The sequence below is a fragment of the Haloprofundus halobius genome (genome assembly GCF_020097835.1).
In the GTDB taxonomy this organism is placed as follows: Archaea; Halobacteriota; Halobacteria; order Halobacteriales; family Haloferacaceae; genus Haloprofundus; species Haloprofundus halobius.
Genome location: NZ_CP083666.1, coordinates 3,152,533 through 3,167,102, shown reverse-complemented (window position 1 = coordinate 3,167,102; position 14,570 = coordinate 3,152,533). Strand labels below are relative to the sequence as shown.

Below are 14,570 nucleotides of genomic sequence, written 5' to 3'. Positions count from 1 at the left end.
GCACGCCGAGACCGAACGCGGTACGATGGTCTCGTTTCGGCTGTCGCCTCGTCACCAACTGGTGCTCAGTCGCAGTCTCCAACTCGTCGTCGTGGTCGTCCTCCTCGTCGGTATCAGCCGACGGAATCTCAGCGTCGTCGTCAACGCGACGATGGCGCTCGGGGTGACAGTTCTCCCGGCGCTGCTCGAACGCGACACGGACATCAACCTCGGCGCGGGCGTCACGCTCTGGGTGACGCTCGCCGTCTCGCTGCACTCGCTGGGGATGCTCGGCCTCTACACCGCGATACCGTGGTGGGACAACCTCACCCACACGCTGTCGGCGACCATCGTCGCCGGCGTCGGCTACGCGACGGCGCGCGCCGTCGACGAACACAGCGACGCGGTGTACTTGCCCCCGCAGTTCCTCTCGGTGTTCATCCTCGTCGTGACGCTCGCGTTCGGCGTCCTCTGGGAGGTGCTGGAGTTCAGCGTACGGGGCGTCACCGACTTCTTCGGTATCCAGGCCGTCCTCATCCAGTACAGCCTCGAAGACACGCTGTTGGACCTCGTCTTCGACGCCGTCGGAGCGGTGGTCGTCGCGCTGTTCGGCACCCGACGCCTCTCGACGACGGTGGATTCGCTCGTGAGCCACCTCGACCGGACGCGCGAGCGGTGAGTCGCCGACGGGACGTAGCTTTTTGAGGCGGAGCACGGTATAGAGAGCCATGCGATTCGTTATCGTTGGGTACGGCCGGGTCGGCTCTCGAACCGCGCGCATCCTCAAGGAGGAAGGTCACGAAGTGGTTCTCGTCGAGAACGATCGTGACAAGGTCGAACGTGCCCGGAAAGCGGGCTTCGAGGTCGTCGAAGGCGACGGGAGCAACGAGTCCGTCTTGCAGCGCGCCGGGCTGGACGACGCCGTCGCCGTCGGGGGCATCACGGGCGATTTGAACACGAACTACGCGGTCTGCATGGTCGCCAAAGAGCACGGCTGTCGGACCGTCCTCCGTATCGACGCCGACTACCGCGAGGAGATCTACAAGGAGTACGCCGAGGACGTCGACGAGATAATCTACCCCGAGCGCCTCGGCGCGGCGGGTGCGAAGACGGCGCTGCTCGGCGGCAACTTCAACGCCATCGGCGAACTCACCGAGAACCTGCAGCTGTCGGCGGTCACCATTCCCGAGGGCTCGCCGGTCGTCGGCAAGCGCGTCAGCGAGATCAAGTTGCCGCCGACGGCTCGCATCTACGCCCACGGCGACGACCGGGAGGCGATGACGATTCCGCTCCCGCAGACGACCGTGGAGGCGGGCGACAGAGTCGCGCTCATCGTCGAGCAGGAGTCGCTCGAAGACGTTCGGCGGCGGCTACTCGGCGACGCGGCGGCGACGAACGAGTAGGAAAGTCCGTGTCCGTGCGGATGCGACCGCGGGGGACGGTCGCCCCGAACGGACTCGGATGCAGTCGGGTGGGGTTCGGCCTGCATCCGGGCGCGAACGGGTGGGAGGATGGGAACAGATGCCGTCTATGCGCCCGGTTGAACGAAATCGGCGGATCGACTTAAATCCACGTCAGACGGGCGTGTGACTGCCGTACGACGCCGAATTCGGACGTTTTGTCGAATTGAAGCGTCTCCGCGTTTCGTCTCGAAAAGCGGACCGTGCGACCCCGACCCAAAGCTACATTCTCGACGCGTGTGACCGCCCGCTATGGAAGGAATCGCGCCACCGTTGGCGACACCGTTCACCGAAGGCGGCGAGCTCGACGAGGAGGCGCTCAGAGAACTCGTGGGCTGGGTCGAAGCCCGCGGCGTCGACTTTCTGGTCCCCTGCGGGTCGAACAGCGAAGCCGAACTGATGAGCGTCGACGAGCGCGCCCGCGTCGTCGAACTCGTCGTCGAGGAGGCGTCGGTGCCGGTGCTCGCCGGTACCGGCCACCCGGGTCTGCGCGAGACGAAGCGCCAGACGCAGTCGGCCGCCGACGCGGGTGCCGACGGCGCGCTCGTCGTCACGCCGTTCTACTACCAGCACGACGAGGCGGTGCTCGAAGCGTACTACCGGGAGATCGCCGACGAAGCCGACGTGCCGGTGTATCTCTACAGCGTCCCCGTCTACACCGACGTCACGCTCCCGCCGGAGGCGGCCGGCCGCCTCGCCGACCACCCGAACATCGCGGGGATGAAAGACTCCAGCGGCGACCTCGCCGCGTTCGGACGCACGCGCCGGTTCGTGGGCGACGAGTTCGAGTTCTTCGTCGGCTCGGGTAGCGTGGCCGCCCACGCGCTCGACGCGGGTGCCGACGGCGGCGTCCTCGCGGTGGCGAACGTCGCACCGGAGACGTGCGCCGAACTGTACGCCCGCCACCGCGAGGGCGACGCCGAGAGCGCGCGGAGGTTGAACGCCGACCTGGTCGAACTCGACCGCGCGGTGACGGCGCTTCACGGCGTCTCCGGACTGAAGGCCGCGATGCGCGCCCGCGGTGCACCCGCCGGCTACGCCCGCGCGCCGCACCAGCCGGTGGACGACGAGGCACGCGAGGAACTGGAAGCGCTCGTCGCGGAACTGTAACGCGTCCGAGAACTATTTTTCGTCGTCGACGACCGTCGCCCGCGTCGCCGTCGCCTTGAACGACGCGACGAGGTTCGCCCCCTCGGCGAGTCCGAGTCGGTCGACGCTCTCGACGGTCACGAGCGCGAACAGCGGCGCTTCCGTTCCGATGTCGACGGCGACGGTGGCGACGGTCTCTCCGGCGTCGAGGTCGGAGACCGCGCCGTCGAAGCGGTTCCGAGCGCTGGTCGCCGACGACGGCGGGGCGTCGTCGGGCGCGTGCAGCGTCACGGCGTCGGCGCGGACGCTCACCTGCACCGGCGTTCCGGGGTCGACCTCCCGGGCCGACCGCCCCTCGGCGTCGACGACGAGCGCGCGGACCGACCCCGCGTCCGTGTCGACGACGCCGAGTTCACCGTCGACGCTGGCGATTCGACCGTAGAGGACTGCCTCGCGCGCGCCCGTGGTCCCCGAGAGCGCGCCACGGAGGCGGGCGAACCGGTCGAGCAGTTCTCGAGCCTCGTCGGTGAGTTCGCTCCCGCCGCCGTCGGCCCCGCCGCGTCGACGCTCGACGAGCGACCCGAAGGCCGATTCGAGCGTTTCGAGTCGGGAGAGCGCGCGCGCCCGCGAGCGACCGAGCGCCGCGGCCGCACCGCTGACGGAGCCGTGACCGTCGACCGCCCGGAGCAGTTCGGCGTCGTCGTCGTCGAACGTGACGCCGTCGGATGCGAGATACGCCTCGAACGCGCCGTCCATACCGCTCGTTCGTCGTCCCCCGTAATCAGTTCACCCGTTGTCGAGTCCGGGCCGTCAGTAGACGAGTTCGCCGGCGACGAACTGCCGGGCGCGGTCGTCGCGCGGCGACTCGAACACGCGCTCGGTAGGACCGTGCTCGATACACGTCCCCTCGAGAACGACGGCCGTCTTGTCGGCGACTCGCTGCGCCTGCGCCATGTCGTGAGTGGCGAGTGCGACGCCGATACCGCGCTCTTTGGCCTCGCCCATGGCATTCTCGATGACGGCGGTGTTTCGCGGGTCGAGGTTCGAGGTCGGTTCGTCGAGTAGGAGCACGTCGGGGTCGACGGCGAGCGCCCGCGCGACGCCGACGCGCTGGGCTTCGCCCGACGACAGCGACTCGGCGTGTTTGTCGACCATCTCGACCATTCCGACGGTTTCGAGGGCGTCGAGCGCCGCTTTCGGAGGCGACCAGACGCCGACAGTTCGCAGGAGTGAACTGCGGAGACGACTCGCCCGGGAGCGTCTGACCGCGAGTCCGTAGGCGGCGTTGTACGCGACCGACGCCGAGAACAGCGAGCGGTCCTGCGCGACGAGGCCGATGCGTCGGCGGAGGCGGAGTCGCTCCTCGTCCGACAGCGACCACGCGTCGCGAGCGCTGGATTCGCCCCGGCCGTCCGCCCGCGCGTCCGCGACGAGGCCGCCGCCCGCCGGGTCGGCAGCGTCGGTGGCGGAGTCGCTACCGACATCGTCGAGCGCGATTCGACCGTCGTCGGGCCGCGAGAACAGCGCCAGCAGTCGCAGCAGCGTCGTCTTTCCGGTTCCCGAGGGGCCGACGATGGCCAGCACCTCGCCGGGTTCGACGGTGAGCGAGACGTCTTCGAGGACGGACTCGCCGTCGAAGCCGTGCGAGACACCGTCGGCGACGAGGCGGAGGCGGAGGCGGTCGGTCGCCGCGTTCCTCGCGCTCACGCTCTCCCTCCGTCGCGGATGCGGCCGCCGAGTCCGTTGACGACCAGGACGAGCACGAGGAGCACCGCGCCCAGGGCGAGGCCCGTCTCGTAGTTGCCGCGGCGCGCCTCGACGGTGATGGCGGTCGTCAGCGTCCGGGTGAACGAGGTCTGTTCGGGCGGGAAGACGATGTTACCGCCGACGATGAGCACGGAGCCGACCTCGCTGATGGCACGGCCGTAGCCCGCGAGGACGGCGGTGACGATACCGTAGCGCGCCTCGCGGAGGACGAGCAGCCCGACGTCGGTGTTCGTTCCGCCCGCGGCGAACGCGGCGTCGCGCAGGTCGCCGCCGACGCTCTCGACGGCGGAGATGGAGACGCTGAGGACGACGGGCGTCGCGAGGATGGTCTGCGAGATGATCATCGCCTGCGGCGTAAAGAGCAGTTCGAGTTCGCCGAGGGGACCGGCGTTCGAGAGCGTCAGCAGGACGATGAGGCCGACGACGACGCTCGGAAAGCCCATCCCGGTGTTGATTATCGTCGTGAGGAGGCGCTTGCCGGGGAAGTCGCCGAAGGCGACGCCGACGGCGACGGGGAGGCTGACGAGCGTGCTGATGCCGACGGCGACGGTGCTCACGTACAGCGATACGATGGTGACGCTGACGAGGTAGTTCAGGTTCAGGTCGCCGAAGGCCGGAATCACGGTTGATGTGGTGGAGAGTCGATTTGATAGTCTGCCGGGACCTGTCGGTCGACCCAGTAGAGGTACTGCTTGTCGCGCCGCGAGAGCGACTGGCTCCCCTCGGCGCTGTACCCCTGCGGGACGTACTGGCCGAACTGCGGTTCCTCCGAGAGCGCGTTCGGGAAGAACAGTTGCGAGTCGTTGGCGGTATAGCCGTCGATGGCCTCCTGTCCTTCGGGACTCGTGAGGAAGCCGACGTACGCCATCGCCAGTTCGTAGTTGACGTTGTCGTGCTGGGCGGGGTTGACCGGGATGACGCCGTACGGGTTCTTCAGGATGACCGGGCCGTCCTGCAGCGGCCCCTGCACGTGGATGACGAGGTCGACCTCGTCTTCCATCGAGAGGTACGTCCCCCGGTCGGCGATGGTGTACCCGCTCGACTGACTCGCCTGGTTGAGCGTGTCGCCCATCCCCTTCCCGACGGCGCGGTACCACTGCCCGCCGGGTTCGACGCCCGCCGCCTCCCAGACGAGCAGTTCCTTCTTGTTCGTCCCCGAGTCGTCGCCGCGGGAGACGAACGTCGACTCCGCGTCGGCGATGGTCGAGAACGCCTCCGTCGCGCTCTGCAGTCCCTCGATACCCGCCGGGTCGTCCTCGGGGCCGACGATGACGAAGTCGTTGAACATCACGTCCCGGCGGTTGACGCCGTGGCCCTGCTGGAGGAACTCGTCCTCCGCGCCGCGCGCGTGGACGAGAATCACGTCGGCGTCGCCGGTCGCCCCCGTCTCGATGGCCGCGCCGGTCCCCTGCGGGATGGTTTTGATCCGGGCGTCGAACTGCGCTTCGAACATCGGGTTCAGTTCGTCGAGTAGCCCGGTGTCGTACGTGCTCGTCGTCGTCGCCAACGTGAGTTGTTGCTGGCCATTACCACCGTTTCCGTCGCTCCGCCCATCGTCGCTTTGCCCGCCGCCGCTTTGGTTCCCCCCAGAACTGTTGTCGGCGTTCTCCGACGGACGCTGGCTGGAGCATCCGCTCAGGCCGAGAATGGCCCCGACGCCGGCGGCCTGAACGAAGCGCCGTCGTTGTATCTTCATAGATTCATCGATGGGTGGCGGGTGGTTAAATGTTACCCGCGCAGCGTATCCAGAGATGGTTACGTTTGCCGTCCGACGTGAGAACCGACAGTTACCGAGAACACTCATCAGTACCGCCGTACAGCCACCGACAATGGCACTTGCGGACGTTCGGAACGGTCGAGCACTTCGGTTCGATGTCGGAGAGTTCACCGGCGCGCTCGGAGATTCGGTTACGGTCCTGCCTATCGTCGTCGCACTCGGCGCGCTGACGCCGATGTCTCTTTCGCACGTTCTCGTCGCCTTCGGGCTGTTTCAGGTCGTCTGGGGTCTCGTCTACGGCTTGCCGCTGTCTGTCGAACCGATGAAGGCGCTCGCAGCGCTCGCCATCGCGGGGGCGATGAGCTACGGCGAACTCGTCGCCGCCGGCCTCGTCGCGGGCGCGGTACTCCTCCTCGCGGGTCAGACGAGCGCCATCTCGTCGGTCGAACGCTACGTCGGCGAACCGGTGGTTCGCGGCGTCCAGCTCGCCGTCGCGCTTCTCTTGGCACAGACCGGCGTCGAACTCGGCCTCGGCGATCTCGCGCTCGCGGCGCTGGCGGTGGCGCTCACGCTCGGCGTCGCCGCGGCGGGCCGACCGCGGGCGGCGACGCTCGTCGTTCTCGGCGTCGGCGCCGTGTTGGCGGCCGCGGCGACGGGTATCCCGACCCCGTCAATGCCCGCCTTCGACGTCTTCCCGGCCGGCGCTCCCGCGCTCACGCTCGGCGCGGTGGAGGGCGCGACGGCGCAGTTGGCGATGACCGTCGGCAACGCCGCCGTCGCCACGTCGCTGCTCTGCTCGGGCCTCTTCGACGCCGACGTCTCCGCCGACGACCTCTCGACGAGCATGGGCGCGATGACGCTTCTCTCCGTTCCCTTCGGCGGCCTGCCGATGTGTCACGGCAGCGGCGGCCTCGCCGGAAAGTACGCCTTCGGCGCGCGGACCGGCGGCGCGAACGTCGTTCTCGGCGTCCTCTACGTCGTCGCCGCGCTGTTCGCGAGCGTCGTTCTGGCGTTCCCGATGGCGCTTCTGGGCGTCCTCCTCGTGCTCGTCGCGGCGCAGTTGGGCCAGAGCGCGTTGCAGACGGAGTCGCTCGTACTGACCGTTCTCGTGGGTGTCGTCGGCGTGGCGACAAACGTCGGCCTCGCGTTCGTCGTCGGCGTCGTGTTGTGGCTCGGCGCCTCGACGTTCGACGCGGCGGGGACCGCAGACCGATAAGCGTCTTGTGGTGGCCGCCCCAAGTTTCGATATGACCTGGGCGGACCTCTTCGAGCGGGCGACCGAGTACGAGGTGACAGAGCGCGACGTGCGCGACGTACTCGAACGACGGCGGAGCGAGAATGACTGAACGCGCGGAGGTGACCGACCGACCGGAGGCGTCTCCCGCGCGCGTCGTCGCCGACGCCGACGTGTTCGCGGCGGACCTCCTCGTCGGCGGCGACGCCCGACGGGCGCTCGACTGCCTGCGAGAACACTCGTGGACGACGCTCGTCGCGAGCGACGCGCTGTTGGACGACGCGGAGGCGGTCATCGCCTCGCTGTCGGATTCGAAACTCGCTGCCGACTGGCGCGAGCGAATTGAGACGCTGCGCGAACCGACCGACCACGCCGGTGGCGACCACCCCGCGCTGGGGTCGGCGTACCACGGCGGCGCGATGCACCTCCTGACGTTCGATCCGCGCCTGCAGACGGCGCAGGTGGGCGCGACCCTGCGCAAGCGCGTCGCGCTGAGCGTCCGCCACCCGAAGGCGTTCGCGACGCTGTTCGACGCCGAGAGCTTGTATCGAGAAGTCGTCGGCGGGGAGTACCCCGGCGCGGACCGCGACCCTCGCGCGTAGGCGGTCGAGTTTCGACTAGTTGGATAGGTGGTGATAGAAAACGTCCGGGGAGTTCTGAGCAATCGTAGTGAGAGTGTTTAGAATAACACTTTCGTCGGCATTCAAACGCTCACTTCGTTCGCGTTTGAACCGACGTCGGACGCTTCGCGCCCGCCGAGGTTTGCTTCGCTACCGCTCGGCGTACCACTCCCCGAACTTCGCCAGCGCCCGACCCCGATGCGAGATGGCGTTCTTCTCCTCGGTACTCATCTCGGCCATCGTCGTCCCGTCGTGCTCGAAGATGGGGTCGTAGCCGAACCCGCCCTCGCCGCGCGGGGCGACGAGGCGGCCGCGGACGACGCCCTCGAACAGTTTGACGGGGAGCGGTTCGGTCTCTTCCGTATCTCGCTCCGCACCTGTCGCCGCCGCAGCGACCCGGTCGTCGCGGTCCACCGGGTCCGGCGAGGCCGCAAACCCCTCGCCGTCGCAGTACGCGAGCACGCAGCGGAACGACGCCTTTCGGTTCTCCTCCGCTTCGGCGAGTCGCCAGACGCGCTCGACGCCGACGGTGTCCTCGACGTACGAGGAGTACGGACCCGGAAACCCACCCAGGGCGTCGACGAACAGCCCCGCGTCGTCGACGAGAACGGGACCACCGGCGCGGTGGTACGCCTCGCGCGCGCCGTGGACGGCGATGGCACCGAGGTCGTCGCTTTGGATCTCCGTGTAATCGAAGTCGAGTTGCCCGACCGACTCGCCGAGATACGTCGTCGCCTCCGCGACTTTTCCCTCGTTGGTCGTCACGTACTGGAGCATAGTCGAGGAGGGGTCGCCCGTCGCAAAGAGTCGTCGGTCTCCGCCTCTCGGCGGTGGGTGACGACGAGCCGGAGCCGTGCTAACGCGCCGTCTGAGAGACCTCGACACTGTTTGTCGTGGGATGAGAGCGACATAGCTCTCGGTGTCAGAACGTAAGAAAAATATCAGGTTTTAAGCCGCCAGGATTGGTTAGGCCGGATATGTCCGGGGCACGGCAACAGCACGCTGCGGAGTTGGTGACAGTCAGGAAGGAGATGAACGCGCACGGCGCGATGACCGTCGAGGCGGTCGAATCGAACGCCACACGGCACATCGCGGAGTACGAGACGTCGCAACTGCAGTCGACGCTGCAGCAACTGCCCGCGGGGACGTCGGTTCCGCTGGAACTGCGCCCGGTCGGCACGCGCGGCAACGTCTGGCGGGCGACGGCGCTCGCTCCGTCGCGTCAGTAACGACTCGACGGACGGTGTCGGGAAGAACGGAGAACGGAAATCGAAGGGAACGCGGGTCAGTCGTCGTCGACGACGACTTCGACCGGACCGTCGTCCTCGTGCTCGGATTTCTCGCGACTCTTGCGCTCCTGGAACAGGAGCACCGCCGCGACCAGCAGCACGACCCACGAGCGCCAGTTGGCGAGGTTGAGCGTGTAGCCCACGCCGAACGGTTTCTTCACCAGCATACGGTCACCGGGTTGCCAGTACGAGGAAAGCATCCGACCGGCGCTCGGGCGTTCGAAGTTGTACGGGACGCCGAACAGTTCGCCGGTCTCGGGTTTGTCCGCCATGACAGGACGGTACGCCCGCCTGTGATAAATCTTTTTGGCTGCGTCGTCGCGCGTGCGAGCCGGAAGACGGCGGTACCGCTCTGCTCAGCGATACCGCCCGCGTGATTCGACAGTACGCAGCCGCGCGAGTACCTCGTCGTCGCCCACTGCCGCGTACCCCGCCTCGAACGCCTCCACGAGCGGCTCGGGGTCGCCGGCGGTTCCCTCGACGCTCTGCTCGAACACGTGGAGGTCCATCGCGTGGTCCTCGACGTGACCGGTGTGGAAACCGAGGCCGAAGTCGATGAGGAAGGTCCGTCCTCCGTCGCGTGCGTCGCCCTCACCCGTGGATTCGTCGACCCGGACGTTCCGCGTCGTCGGGTCGCCGTGGGCGATTCCGACACGGTGCAGCGCCGCGAGGTGGCGACCCACGTCGGTGACGGCGTCGGAGTCGAGCGTCGCCGCGAGGTCCGCCTCGCCGACGCGTTGGAACGTGATAGTCGCCTCGCGTACGTCGACGTCGCGGACCAGCGGCGTCGGGACGCCCGCACGCCGCGCCTCGCTCGTGAGGCGGGCTTCGGCCACGGTTCGCTCGCGACGGAGGCGTGCGTCGAGTTCGGGGTGGCGGTACGCTTTCGGCAGACGGCGCTTCACGACGCGCTCGTCGCGGAACTCGACGGTCGCCTCCGCTCCTTTCACGTCTGTATCCGCCTCGACGGCGCGTGCGACGGACTCCGCCTCGCCGCGCCACGTCACGGGTACCTGGTCGGGGCGGAAGTTCGGGTCTATCGCCGAATCTCCGATTTCGACGGTGTCGCCCGCGGCGTACATCGTCGCGCCCAGCACGGCTATCATCCCGGCGTTGTCCCGGAGGAAGCGCGGGTCGGGCGCGTAGAACTTCGCGCCGCGCTCGTCGCACATCGACGCCAGCATCTCCCTGAGACGCTGATTCTGGCCGACCCCACCACCCAAGACGAGTTCGTCGGTCCCCGTGAGCGAGAGCGCGCGTTCGGCCACCTCGGTGAGCATGCCGAAGACGTGTTCCTGCAAGGAGAAGCAGATGTCCTCGACCGTCTCGCCGTCGTCCGCGGCCTGCTTGGCGGCGCTCATGATGCCCGAGAAGGAGAAGTCCATCCCCTTCACCGTGTACGGGAGGTCGATGTACTCGCCGTCTGCGGCCGCTTTTTCGACCTTCGGCCCGCCGGGGTGGGTCCAGCCAATATGTCGAGTGAACTTGTCGATAGCGTTACCGACGCCGGTGTCCATCGTCTCGCCCAGCACGCGATAGCGACCGTTGTGGTAGCCCAACAGATGCGCGTTGGCTCCCGACGCGTTGAGACACACCGGGGAGTCGAACCCGGACTGGTGCCGGCCGATTTCGAGGTGCGCGACCATGTGGTTGACGCCGACCAGCGGGACGTCGAGCGCACCGGCGAGCGCTCTGGCGGCGGTCCCGACGATGCGGAGACACGGACCGAGGCCGGGGCCGCGGGAGAAGGCGACGGCGTCGACGGGCGGGCCGCTACCCTTGCTCGTCTCGGCGGCGCGCTCCAGAACGGTCTCGACGACGCGCGGGATGGCCTCGCTCATGTGCTCGGCCGCCTCGCGCGGGTGAATGCCGCCGCTATCGGGTTCGTACGGGTCGGATTCGATAACAGTCGAGTCGCGTTCGGTATCGTGCAGCGCAGCGCTCGCGGCCCACGCCGTCCCTTCGATACCCAGAACGCGCACGTCTCGAATTACGCTTCTTCGGCTTCCGCGTCGCCGTCCTCTGCGGTGATCTTGTTGCGTTCGAGCATGTACTCCTGCTCGACATCGCGGGCGAACTCGGGGCTCTCGTACACTTTCGCGTAGCCGGCGCTTTTGCGCATGCCGAACTTCGTGTCGAGTTCGTGGATGACGACTTCGTCGGAGTCCTTGTCGAGTTTCGCCGCGAGGCTGTCGCGGACCGAGAGACGCGAGGGCGTTGCCTCGTCGTGCGTCATCGTGAATCGTACGTCCGTCCGGTGCAACATCGGGTTCTCCTCCTCGTCGATGATTTCGATTTCCATAGTTCAGTTGCTCATAAATCCCTTCGAAGCAAGTAAAAGGATTTCGAAGGGGCGGGGAGCGGTCGTCGACTGCGAGAGCGGAGAGAAGGTTCAGACGCCGAGCGTCTCGAACCCCGCCTCGGTGTCACCTTCGAACTGCGCCATCAACTCGCGTGCCTCCGCTTTCGCTTCCGGAGTGACGGCTACACCGACCATCCCCTCGTCGGGCTGGCCGTAGACGACGAGCGAACCCACGGGCGCGACCAAGATAGCTGGAAGCGTCGCCAAGTCCTCCTCGCCCTCGGTGACGACGACGACGGTGTTCTCGTCGCGCGCGACGGCGTCGCGGAGCGCCGCGAGCAGCTCCCGAGACAAGGTGGCCGCCGGGTTCTCGACTTCGATGCGCGGGTTGTCGCCCGAGAGGACGCGGCGAATCCCGTCGCCGACGGCCTCTCGCTTGGTTTTGCCGTCGACGACGGCCACGTCGGGGTCGCGGTCGGCGGTTCGGAGGTGGTAAGTGACGACGTCGCCGACGGCGATAATCGGCCCCTCCGTTTCGGAGAGCAGCCGCTCGGTGTCGGTGTAGACGGGGCCCAGCGGCTCCTTGAACGCTCCCCGGAGGTCGTCGGGGAGCCGAAGCATCAGCGCGTCACCGGACCTTCAGCGCGTAGCCGCCGGGTTCGTCGACGTTCATCTCGCGAGCGATTTCGCTCTCTTCGGGGTGGGTGACGACGACGTACCCCGCCCAGTCTTCGGTGAGGCTCGACGACCCGCAGTGGTCACAGCTCTGTGAGTCCGGTTCGTTGATGTAGTGGCACTCGCGGCAGGCGAGGCGGGGTTTCGCCATCAGTTACCCTCCGTCGTGGCCTGTCGTTCCTCTCGCTCGGCCTGGAGCCAACCGTGTTTGCCGAGTCCGGGCTGTTTGGCCGTGAGACCGATCTTCGAGTCGCGCGGGTTGCGCTCGTCGATGCTCTTGGTGACGATGCGGACGCGCACCGAGTCGCCAACGCCGAGCGTGTCCGACGACTCGGTCGACGCCAACTGCTGGTTCTCGCCGTCGTAGGCGAGATACTCGTCCGAGATCTGCGAGACGTGCAGCAGTCCGTCGACGGGGCCGATACCGACGAAGGCGCCGAACTCGACGACTTCGACGACGATGCCGTCGACGACTTCCTGCATGTGCGGGTCGTACGTTATCGCGTCGAACTCCGCCTCGTAGTAGACGCCGGGGCGGTTCGGGAGCACCGAGCCGTCGCCGATTTCCTGCACCTCGACGATGCTGACGACGCTACCCACGTCCTCGTCCATCCGTCCTTCCAACTTGTCCTGTAGCAGACGCTTCACCCGTTCGGGCGTCACGTCTGCGAGGTGCCGCGGGGGCACCTCGACCGTGTCCTTGAGTCGTACCCTCTTGTACATGTTATGGTTCTGTGATACACAGTGTGTTCCGACCCCTTAAACCGATTACTCGAACGCCGCGTTCGAGCAGGCGGTCGCGCAGGGGTTGGTCGTTCGTGACGACGTACTCACAGTCGCCGCGCGCGCCGAGTTCGACCAGCGCGTCGTCGGCGTACGTCGCCTCGGTCTCGACTTGCTGACAGCGGTCGGCCGCCAAATCCGCACCCACGCTCGCCGCGACGCTCTCCTTGCCGTTGCCCGCCGAGAGCTTCTCCAACTCGGCGACGACGGCCTCGGGGGCCACGAGTTCGACGGTCCCCAGACCGAACAGCCGGTCGAGTTCGTCGAAGACGCGGACGTCGAGTTCGACGGGCATCATGAGCGCGTTGGTGTCCATGGCGACGACGACCATCCGTTATTCGACGAGCGTTCCGATGCCGATGAGTCGCCAGCGCGCGCCGACGCGGCGGTTGATGGCTATCTTCGCGCCCGTCGCTGCACAGACGGGGCGCTTCAGCGACACTTCGCACTCGCCTTCGCGGGCGCTCGTGACGGCCCCGACGGTGGTCGCGGTGCCGACGGTCAGCATCAGCGGTTCGCCCGTCGAAATCTCGTCGATTTCGTCGTCACCACCGACGACGCGTTCGAGGAGGTCGACCTCCATCTCGAACGCGTCGCGGGTCGGCGGGAGGGTGCCGGGCGTTCCGGCGACCTGGCCGGCCAGCGCGTCACCCTTCGTGAGACTCGGGTCGAGACCGGTGCCGACGCCGAGCAGGCCGCCGGGCGTCGCGGTGTCGAGCATCTGGCTGCCCGCCTGCAGCGACCGGACCGTCGTCGTGATGGGCTGCCATTCGGACTGACCGCCCTCTTCGACTTCCCGGCCGGGGCGCAGTTCGATCTCGTCGTCGACGCTGAGCGTCCCGTCGACGAGGCTGCCGCCGACGACGCCGCCGGAGAGGTTCTCCCACGTCGTCCCCGGTCGGTTGATGTCGAAGCTGCGCGCGACGAACATCCGCGCGTCGTCGCTCGACGAGCGCTCGGGCGTCGGAATCTCGTCCTCGATGGCGTTAATGAGCAGGTCGAGGTTGACGCCCTGCTGGGCGCTCACCGGCACGATCGGCGCGTCCTCGGCGACGGTGCCCTCGACGAACTCCGTTATCTGTTCGTAGTTCTCGACGGCGCGGTCGCGGTCGACGAGGTCGATCTTGTTCTGTGCGATAACGATGTTCTCGATGCCGATGATATCGAGCGCCATCAGGTGTTCTTCGGTCTGCGCCTGCGGCACGTCCTCGGTGGCGCTCACGACGAGCACCGCCCCGTCCATCAGCGCCGCGCCCGAGAGCATCGTCGCCATCAGCGTCTCGTGGCCGGGTGCGTCGACGAACGACACCGTGCGAATCGGTTCGCTCGGTTCGCCGTTCTCGCACTCCTCTTCGACCGTGTAACACTCCGGTTCGTCCATACCCGGACAGCGTCGGAACGTCGCGTCGGCGTAACCCAGTCGGATTGAGATACCGCGCTTCATCTCCTCCGAGTGCTGGTCGGTCCACGAGCCGCTGAGCGCCTGCACCAGCGTGGTTTTCCCGTGGTCGACGTGGCCGACGAGTCCGATGTTCACCTCCGGTTGTTGTGTTTTCGTCACCATTGACCTCCTAAGAGCAATCTTGCGAAAGATTCGCCCCGTGCGAGTGATAAAGTTGCTGTTCTCACCGCGACTGAGGGTTCGTGACGTGTGA

19 protein-coding genes are annotated in these 14,570 nt (G+C 67.4%); 6 read left to right on the top strand and 13 right to left on the bottom strand.

The window, feature by feature from the left end:
* The first annotated feature begins 25 nt into the window (after positions 1 to 25).
* The 3 genes from LAQ74_RS16635 to LAQ74_RS16625 all read left to right on the top strand — a co-directional run bounded on the left by LAQ74_RS16635 (position 26) and on the right by LAQ74_RS16625 (position 2,549).
* Positions 26 to 658 carry a DUF2238 domain-containing protein gene (locus LAQ74_RS16635; RefSeq protein ID WP_224333676.1) on the top strand — a complete coding sequence of 211 codons (633 nt, stop codon included), beginning with the start codon at positions 26 to 28 and terminating at the stop codon, positions 656 to 658.
* A gap of 49 nt (positions 659 to 707) precedes the next feature.
* Positions 708 to 1,382, top strand: coding sequence for a potassium channel family protein (locus tag LAQ74_RS16630; protein WP_224333675.1), 675 nt, complete (start codon positions 708 to 710; stop codon positions 1,380 to 1,382).
* 309 nt (positions 1,383 to 1,691) lie between these two features.
* Positions 1,692 to 2,549, top strand: a complete 858-nt coding sequence (locus LAQ74_RS16625; RefSeq protein WP_224333674.1) for a dihydrodipicolinate synthase family protein — start codon at positions 1,692 to 1,694, stop codon at positions 2,547 to 2,549.
* Between the two features lie 12 nt (positions 2,550 to 2,561).
* Here LAQ74_RS16625 and LAQ74_RS16620 read toward each other — a convergent pair whose 3' ends face one another.
* From LAQ74_RS16620 to LAQ74_RS16605, 4 genes are read right to left on the bottom strand one after another with little or no spacing between them, the layout of a single operon-like run.
* On the bottom strand, positions 2,562 to 3,284 hold the full coding sequence (locus LAQ74_RS16620; protein ID WP_224333673.1) for a TOBE domain-containing protein: 723 nt from the start codon (positions 3,282 to 3,284) through the stop codon (positions 2,562 to 2,564).
* A 54-nt stretch (positions 3,285 to 3,338) separates the two neighbouring features.
* Positions 3,339 to 4,235: an ATP-binding cassette domain-containing protein gene (locus LAQ74_RS16615; protein ID WP_224333672.1), complete on the bottom strand. Its 897-nt coding sequence runs from the start codon at positions 4,233 to 4,235 to the stop codon at positions 3,339 to 3,341.
* A complete protein-coding gene (locus tag LAQ74_RS16610; protein ID WP_224337310.1) occupies positions 4,232 to 4,915 on the bottom strand; it encodes an ABC transporter permease in 684 nt (227 codons plus the stop codon). Before LAQ74_RS16610 ends, LAQ74_RS16615 begins: the two co-directional genes overlap by 4 nt.
* Positions 4,915 to 5,991 carry an ABC transporter substrate-binding protein gene (locus LAQ74_RS16605; RefSeq protein WP_224333671.1) on the bottom strand — a complete coding sequence of 359 codons (1,077 nt, stop codon included), beginning with the start codon at positions 5,989 to 5,991 and terminating at the stop codon, positions 4,915 to 4,917. The genes LAQ74_RS16610 and LAQ74_RS16605 overlap by 1 nt, the downstream gene beginning before the upstream one ends.
* Positions 5,992 to 6,124: 133 nt before the next feature.
* On the opposite strand from LAQ74_RS16605, the gene LAQ74_RS16600 reads away from it, so the two are divergent.
* Together LAQ74_RS16600 and LAQ74_RS16595 are read left to right on the top strand one after the other, a co-directional pair.
* Positions 6,125 to 7,228, top strand: coding sequence for a putative sulfate/molybdate transporter (locus LAQ74_RS16600; protein ID WP_224333670.1), 1,104 nt, complete (start codon positions 6,125 to 6,127; stop codon positions 7,226 to 7,228).
* Between the two features lie 122 nt (positions 7,229 to 7,350).
* Complete coding sequence (locus tag LAQ74_RS16595; protein ID WP_224333669.1) at positions 7,351 to 7,848, top strand: DUF7384 family protein; 498 nt, start codon at positions 7,351 to 7,353, stop codon at positions 7,846 to 7,848.
* 168 nt (positions 7,849 to 8,016) lie between these two features.
* Here LAQ74_RS16595 and LAQ74_RS16590 read toward each other — a convergent pair whose 3' ends face one another.
* Entirely contained in the window at positions 8,017 to 8,643 is a 627-nt protein-coding gene (locus LAQ74_RS16590; RefSeq protein ID WP_224333668.1) for a non-canonical purine NTP pyrophosphatase, read from the bottom strand.
* 200 nt (positions 8,644 to 8,843) lie between these two features.
* Here LAQ74_RS16590 and LAQ74_RS16585 point away from each other — a divergent pair, with 200 nt between their 5' ends.
* Positions 8,844 to 9,095, top strand: coding sequence for a DUF7999 family protein (locus LAQ74_RS16585; RefSeq protein WP_224333667.1), 252 nt, complete (start codon positions 8,844 to 8,846; stop codon positions 9,093 to 9,095).
* 56 nt (positions 9,096 to 9,151) lie between these two features.
* Here LAQ74_RS16585 and LAQ74_RS16580 read toward each other — a convergent pair whose 3' ends face one another.
* From LAQ74_RS16580 to LAQ74_RS16545, 8 genes are all read right to left on the bottom strand, one after another.
* Positions 9,152 to 9,427: a DUF5808 domain-containing protein gene (locus LAQ74_RS16580; protein WP_224333666.1), complete on the bottom strand. Its 276-nt coding sequence runs from the start codon at positions 9,425 to 9,427 to the stop codon at positions 9,152 to 9,154.
* Between the two features lie 84 nt (positions 9,428 to 9,511).
* On the bottom strand, positions 9,512 to 11,122 hold the full coding sequence (locus LAQ74_RS16575) for a bifunctional N(6)-L-threonylcarbamoyladenine synthase/serine/threonine protein kinase (RefSeq protein WP_425498541.1): 1,611 nt from the start codon (positions 11,120 to 11,122) through the stop codon (positions 9,512 to 9,514).
* 23 nt (positions 11,123 to 11,145) lie between these two features.
* Complete coding sequence (locus LAQ74_RS16570; RefSeq protein ID WP_224333664.1) at positions 11,146 to 11,457, bottom strand: 30S ribosomal protein S24e; 312 nt, start codon at positions 11,455 to 11,457, stop codon at positions 11,146 to 11,148.
* A 90-nt stretch (positions 11,458 to 11,547) separates the two neighbouring features.
* Complete coding sequence (locus LAQ74_RS16565) at positions 11,548 to 12,078, bottom strand: GTP-dependent dephospho-CoA kinase family protein (RefSeq protein ID WP_224333663.1); 531 nt, start codon at positions 12,076 to 12,078, stop codon at positions 11,548 to 11,550.
* Positions 12,079 to 12,085: 7 nt separating this feature from the next.
* Positions 12,086 to 12,283 (bottom strand): transcription elongation factor subunit Spt4, encoded by a 198-nt coding sequence (spt4, locus tag LAQ74_RS16560; RefSeq protein ID WP_058582015.1) that lies wholly within the window; start codon positions 12,281 to 12,283, stop codon positions 12,086 to 12,088.
* A complete protein-coding gene (locus LAQ74_RS16555; RefSeq protein WP_224333662.1) occupies positions 12,283 to 12,855 on the bottom strand; it encodes a DNA-directed RNA polymerase in 573 nt (190 codons plus the stop codon). The genes spt4 and LAQ74_RS16555 overlap by 1 nt, the downstream gene beginning before the upstream one ends.
* A 1-nt stretch (position 12,856) precedes the next feature.
* Positions 12,857 to 13,231 carry a PIN domain-containing protein gene (locus LAQ74_RS16550; RefSeq protein ID WP_224337308.1) on the bottom strand — a complete coding sequence of 125 codons (375 nt, stop codon included), beginning with the start codon at positions 13,229 to 13,231 and terminating at the stop codon, positions 12,857 to 12,859.
* Positions 13,232 to 13,249: 18 nt separating this feature from the next.
* Positions 13,250 to 14,479 carry a translation initiation factor IF-2 subunit gamma gene (locus LAQ74_RS16545; protein WP_224333661.1) on the bottom strand — a complete coding sequence of 410 codons (1,230 nt, stop codon included), beginning with the start codon at positions 14,477 to 14,479 and terminating at the stop codon, positions 13,250 to 13,252.
* Between the last annotated feature and the right edge of the window lie 91 nt (positions 14,480 to 14,570).

Coding starts and splice junctions, on each gene's coding strand:
- LAQ74_RS16635 (WP_224333676.1), top strand. CDS start 26: ATGGTCTCGTTTCGGCTGTCGCCTCGTCACCAACTGGTGCTCAGTCGC.
- LAQ74_RS16630 (WP_224333675.1), top strand. CDS start 708: ATGCGATTCGTTATCGTTGGGTACGGCCGGGTCGGCTCTCGAACCGCG.
- LAQ74_RS16625 (WP_224333674.1), top strand. CDS start 1,692: ATGGAAGGAATCGCGCCACCGTTGGCGACACCGTTCACCGAAGGCGGC.
- LAQ74_RS16620 (WP_224333673.1), bottom strand. CDS start 3,284: ATGGACGGCGCGTTCGAGGCGTATCTCGCATCCGACGGCGTCACGTTC.
- LAQ74_RS16605 (WP_224333671.1), bottom strand. CDS start 5,991: ATGAAGATACAACGACGGCGCTTCGTTCAGGCCGCCGGCGTCGGGGCC.
- LAQ74_RS16600 (WP_224333670.1), top strand. CDS start 6,125: ATGGCACTTGCGGACGTTCGGAACGGTCGAGCACTTCGGTTCGATGTC.
- LAQ74_RS16595 (WP_224333669.1), top strand. CDS start 7,351: ATGACTGAACGCGCGGAGGTGACCGACCGACCGGAGGCGTCTCCCGCG.
- LAQ74_RS16590 (WP_224333668.1), bottom strand. CDS start 8,643: ATGCTCCAGTACGTGACGACCAACGAGGGAAAAGTCGCGGAGGCGACG.
- LAQ74_RS16585 (WP_224333667.1), top strand. CDS start 8,844: ATGTCCGGGGCACGGCAACAGCACGCTGCGGAGTTGGTGACAGTCAGG.
- LAQ74_RS16580 (WP_224333666.1), bottom strand. CDS start 9,427: ATGGCGGACAAACCCGAGACCGGCGAACTGTTCGGCGTCCCGTACAAC.
- LAQ74_RS16570 (WP_224333664.1), bottom strand. CDS start 11,457: ATGGAAATCGAAATCATCGACGAGGAGGAGAACCCGATGTTGCACCGG.
- LAQ74_RS16565 (WP_224333663.1), bottom strand. CDS start 12,078: ATGCTTCGGCTCCCCGACGACCTCCGGGGAGCGTTCAAGGAGCCGCTG.
- spt4 (WP_058582015.1), bottom strand. CDS start 12,283: ATGGCGAAACCCCGCCTCGCCTGCCGCGAGTGCCACTACATCAACGAA.
- LAQ74_RS16555 (WP_224333662.1), bottom strand. CDS start 12,855: ATGTACAAGAGGGTACGACTCAAGGACACGGTCGAGGTGCCCCCGCGG.
- LAQ74_RS16550 (WP_224337308.1), bottom strand. CDS start 13,231: ATGGACACCAACGCGCTCATGATGCCCGTCGAACTCGACGTCCGCGTC.
- LAQ74_RS16545 (WP_224333661.1), bottom strand. CDS start 14,479: ATGGTGACGAAAACACAACAACCGGAGGTGAACATCGGACTCGTCGGC.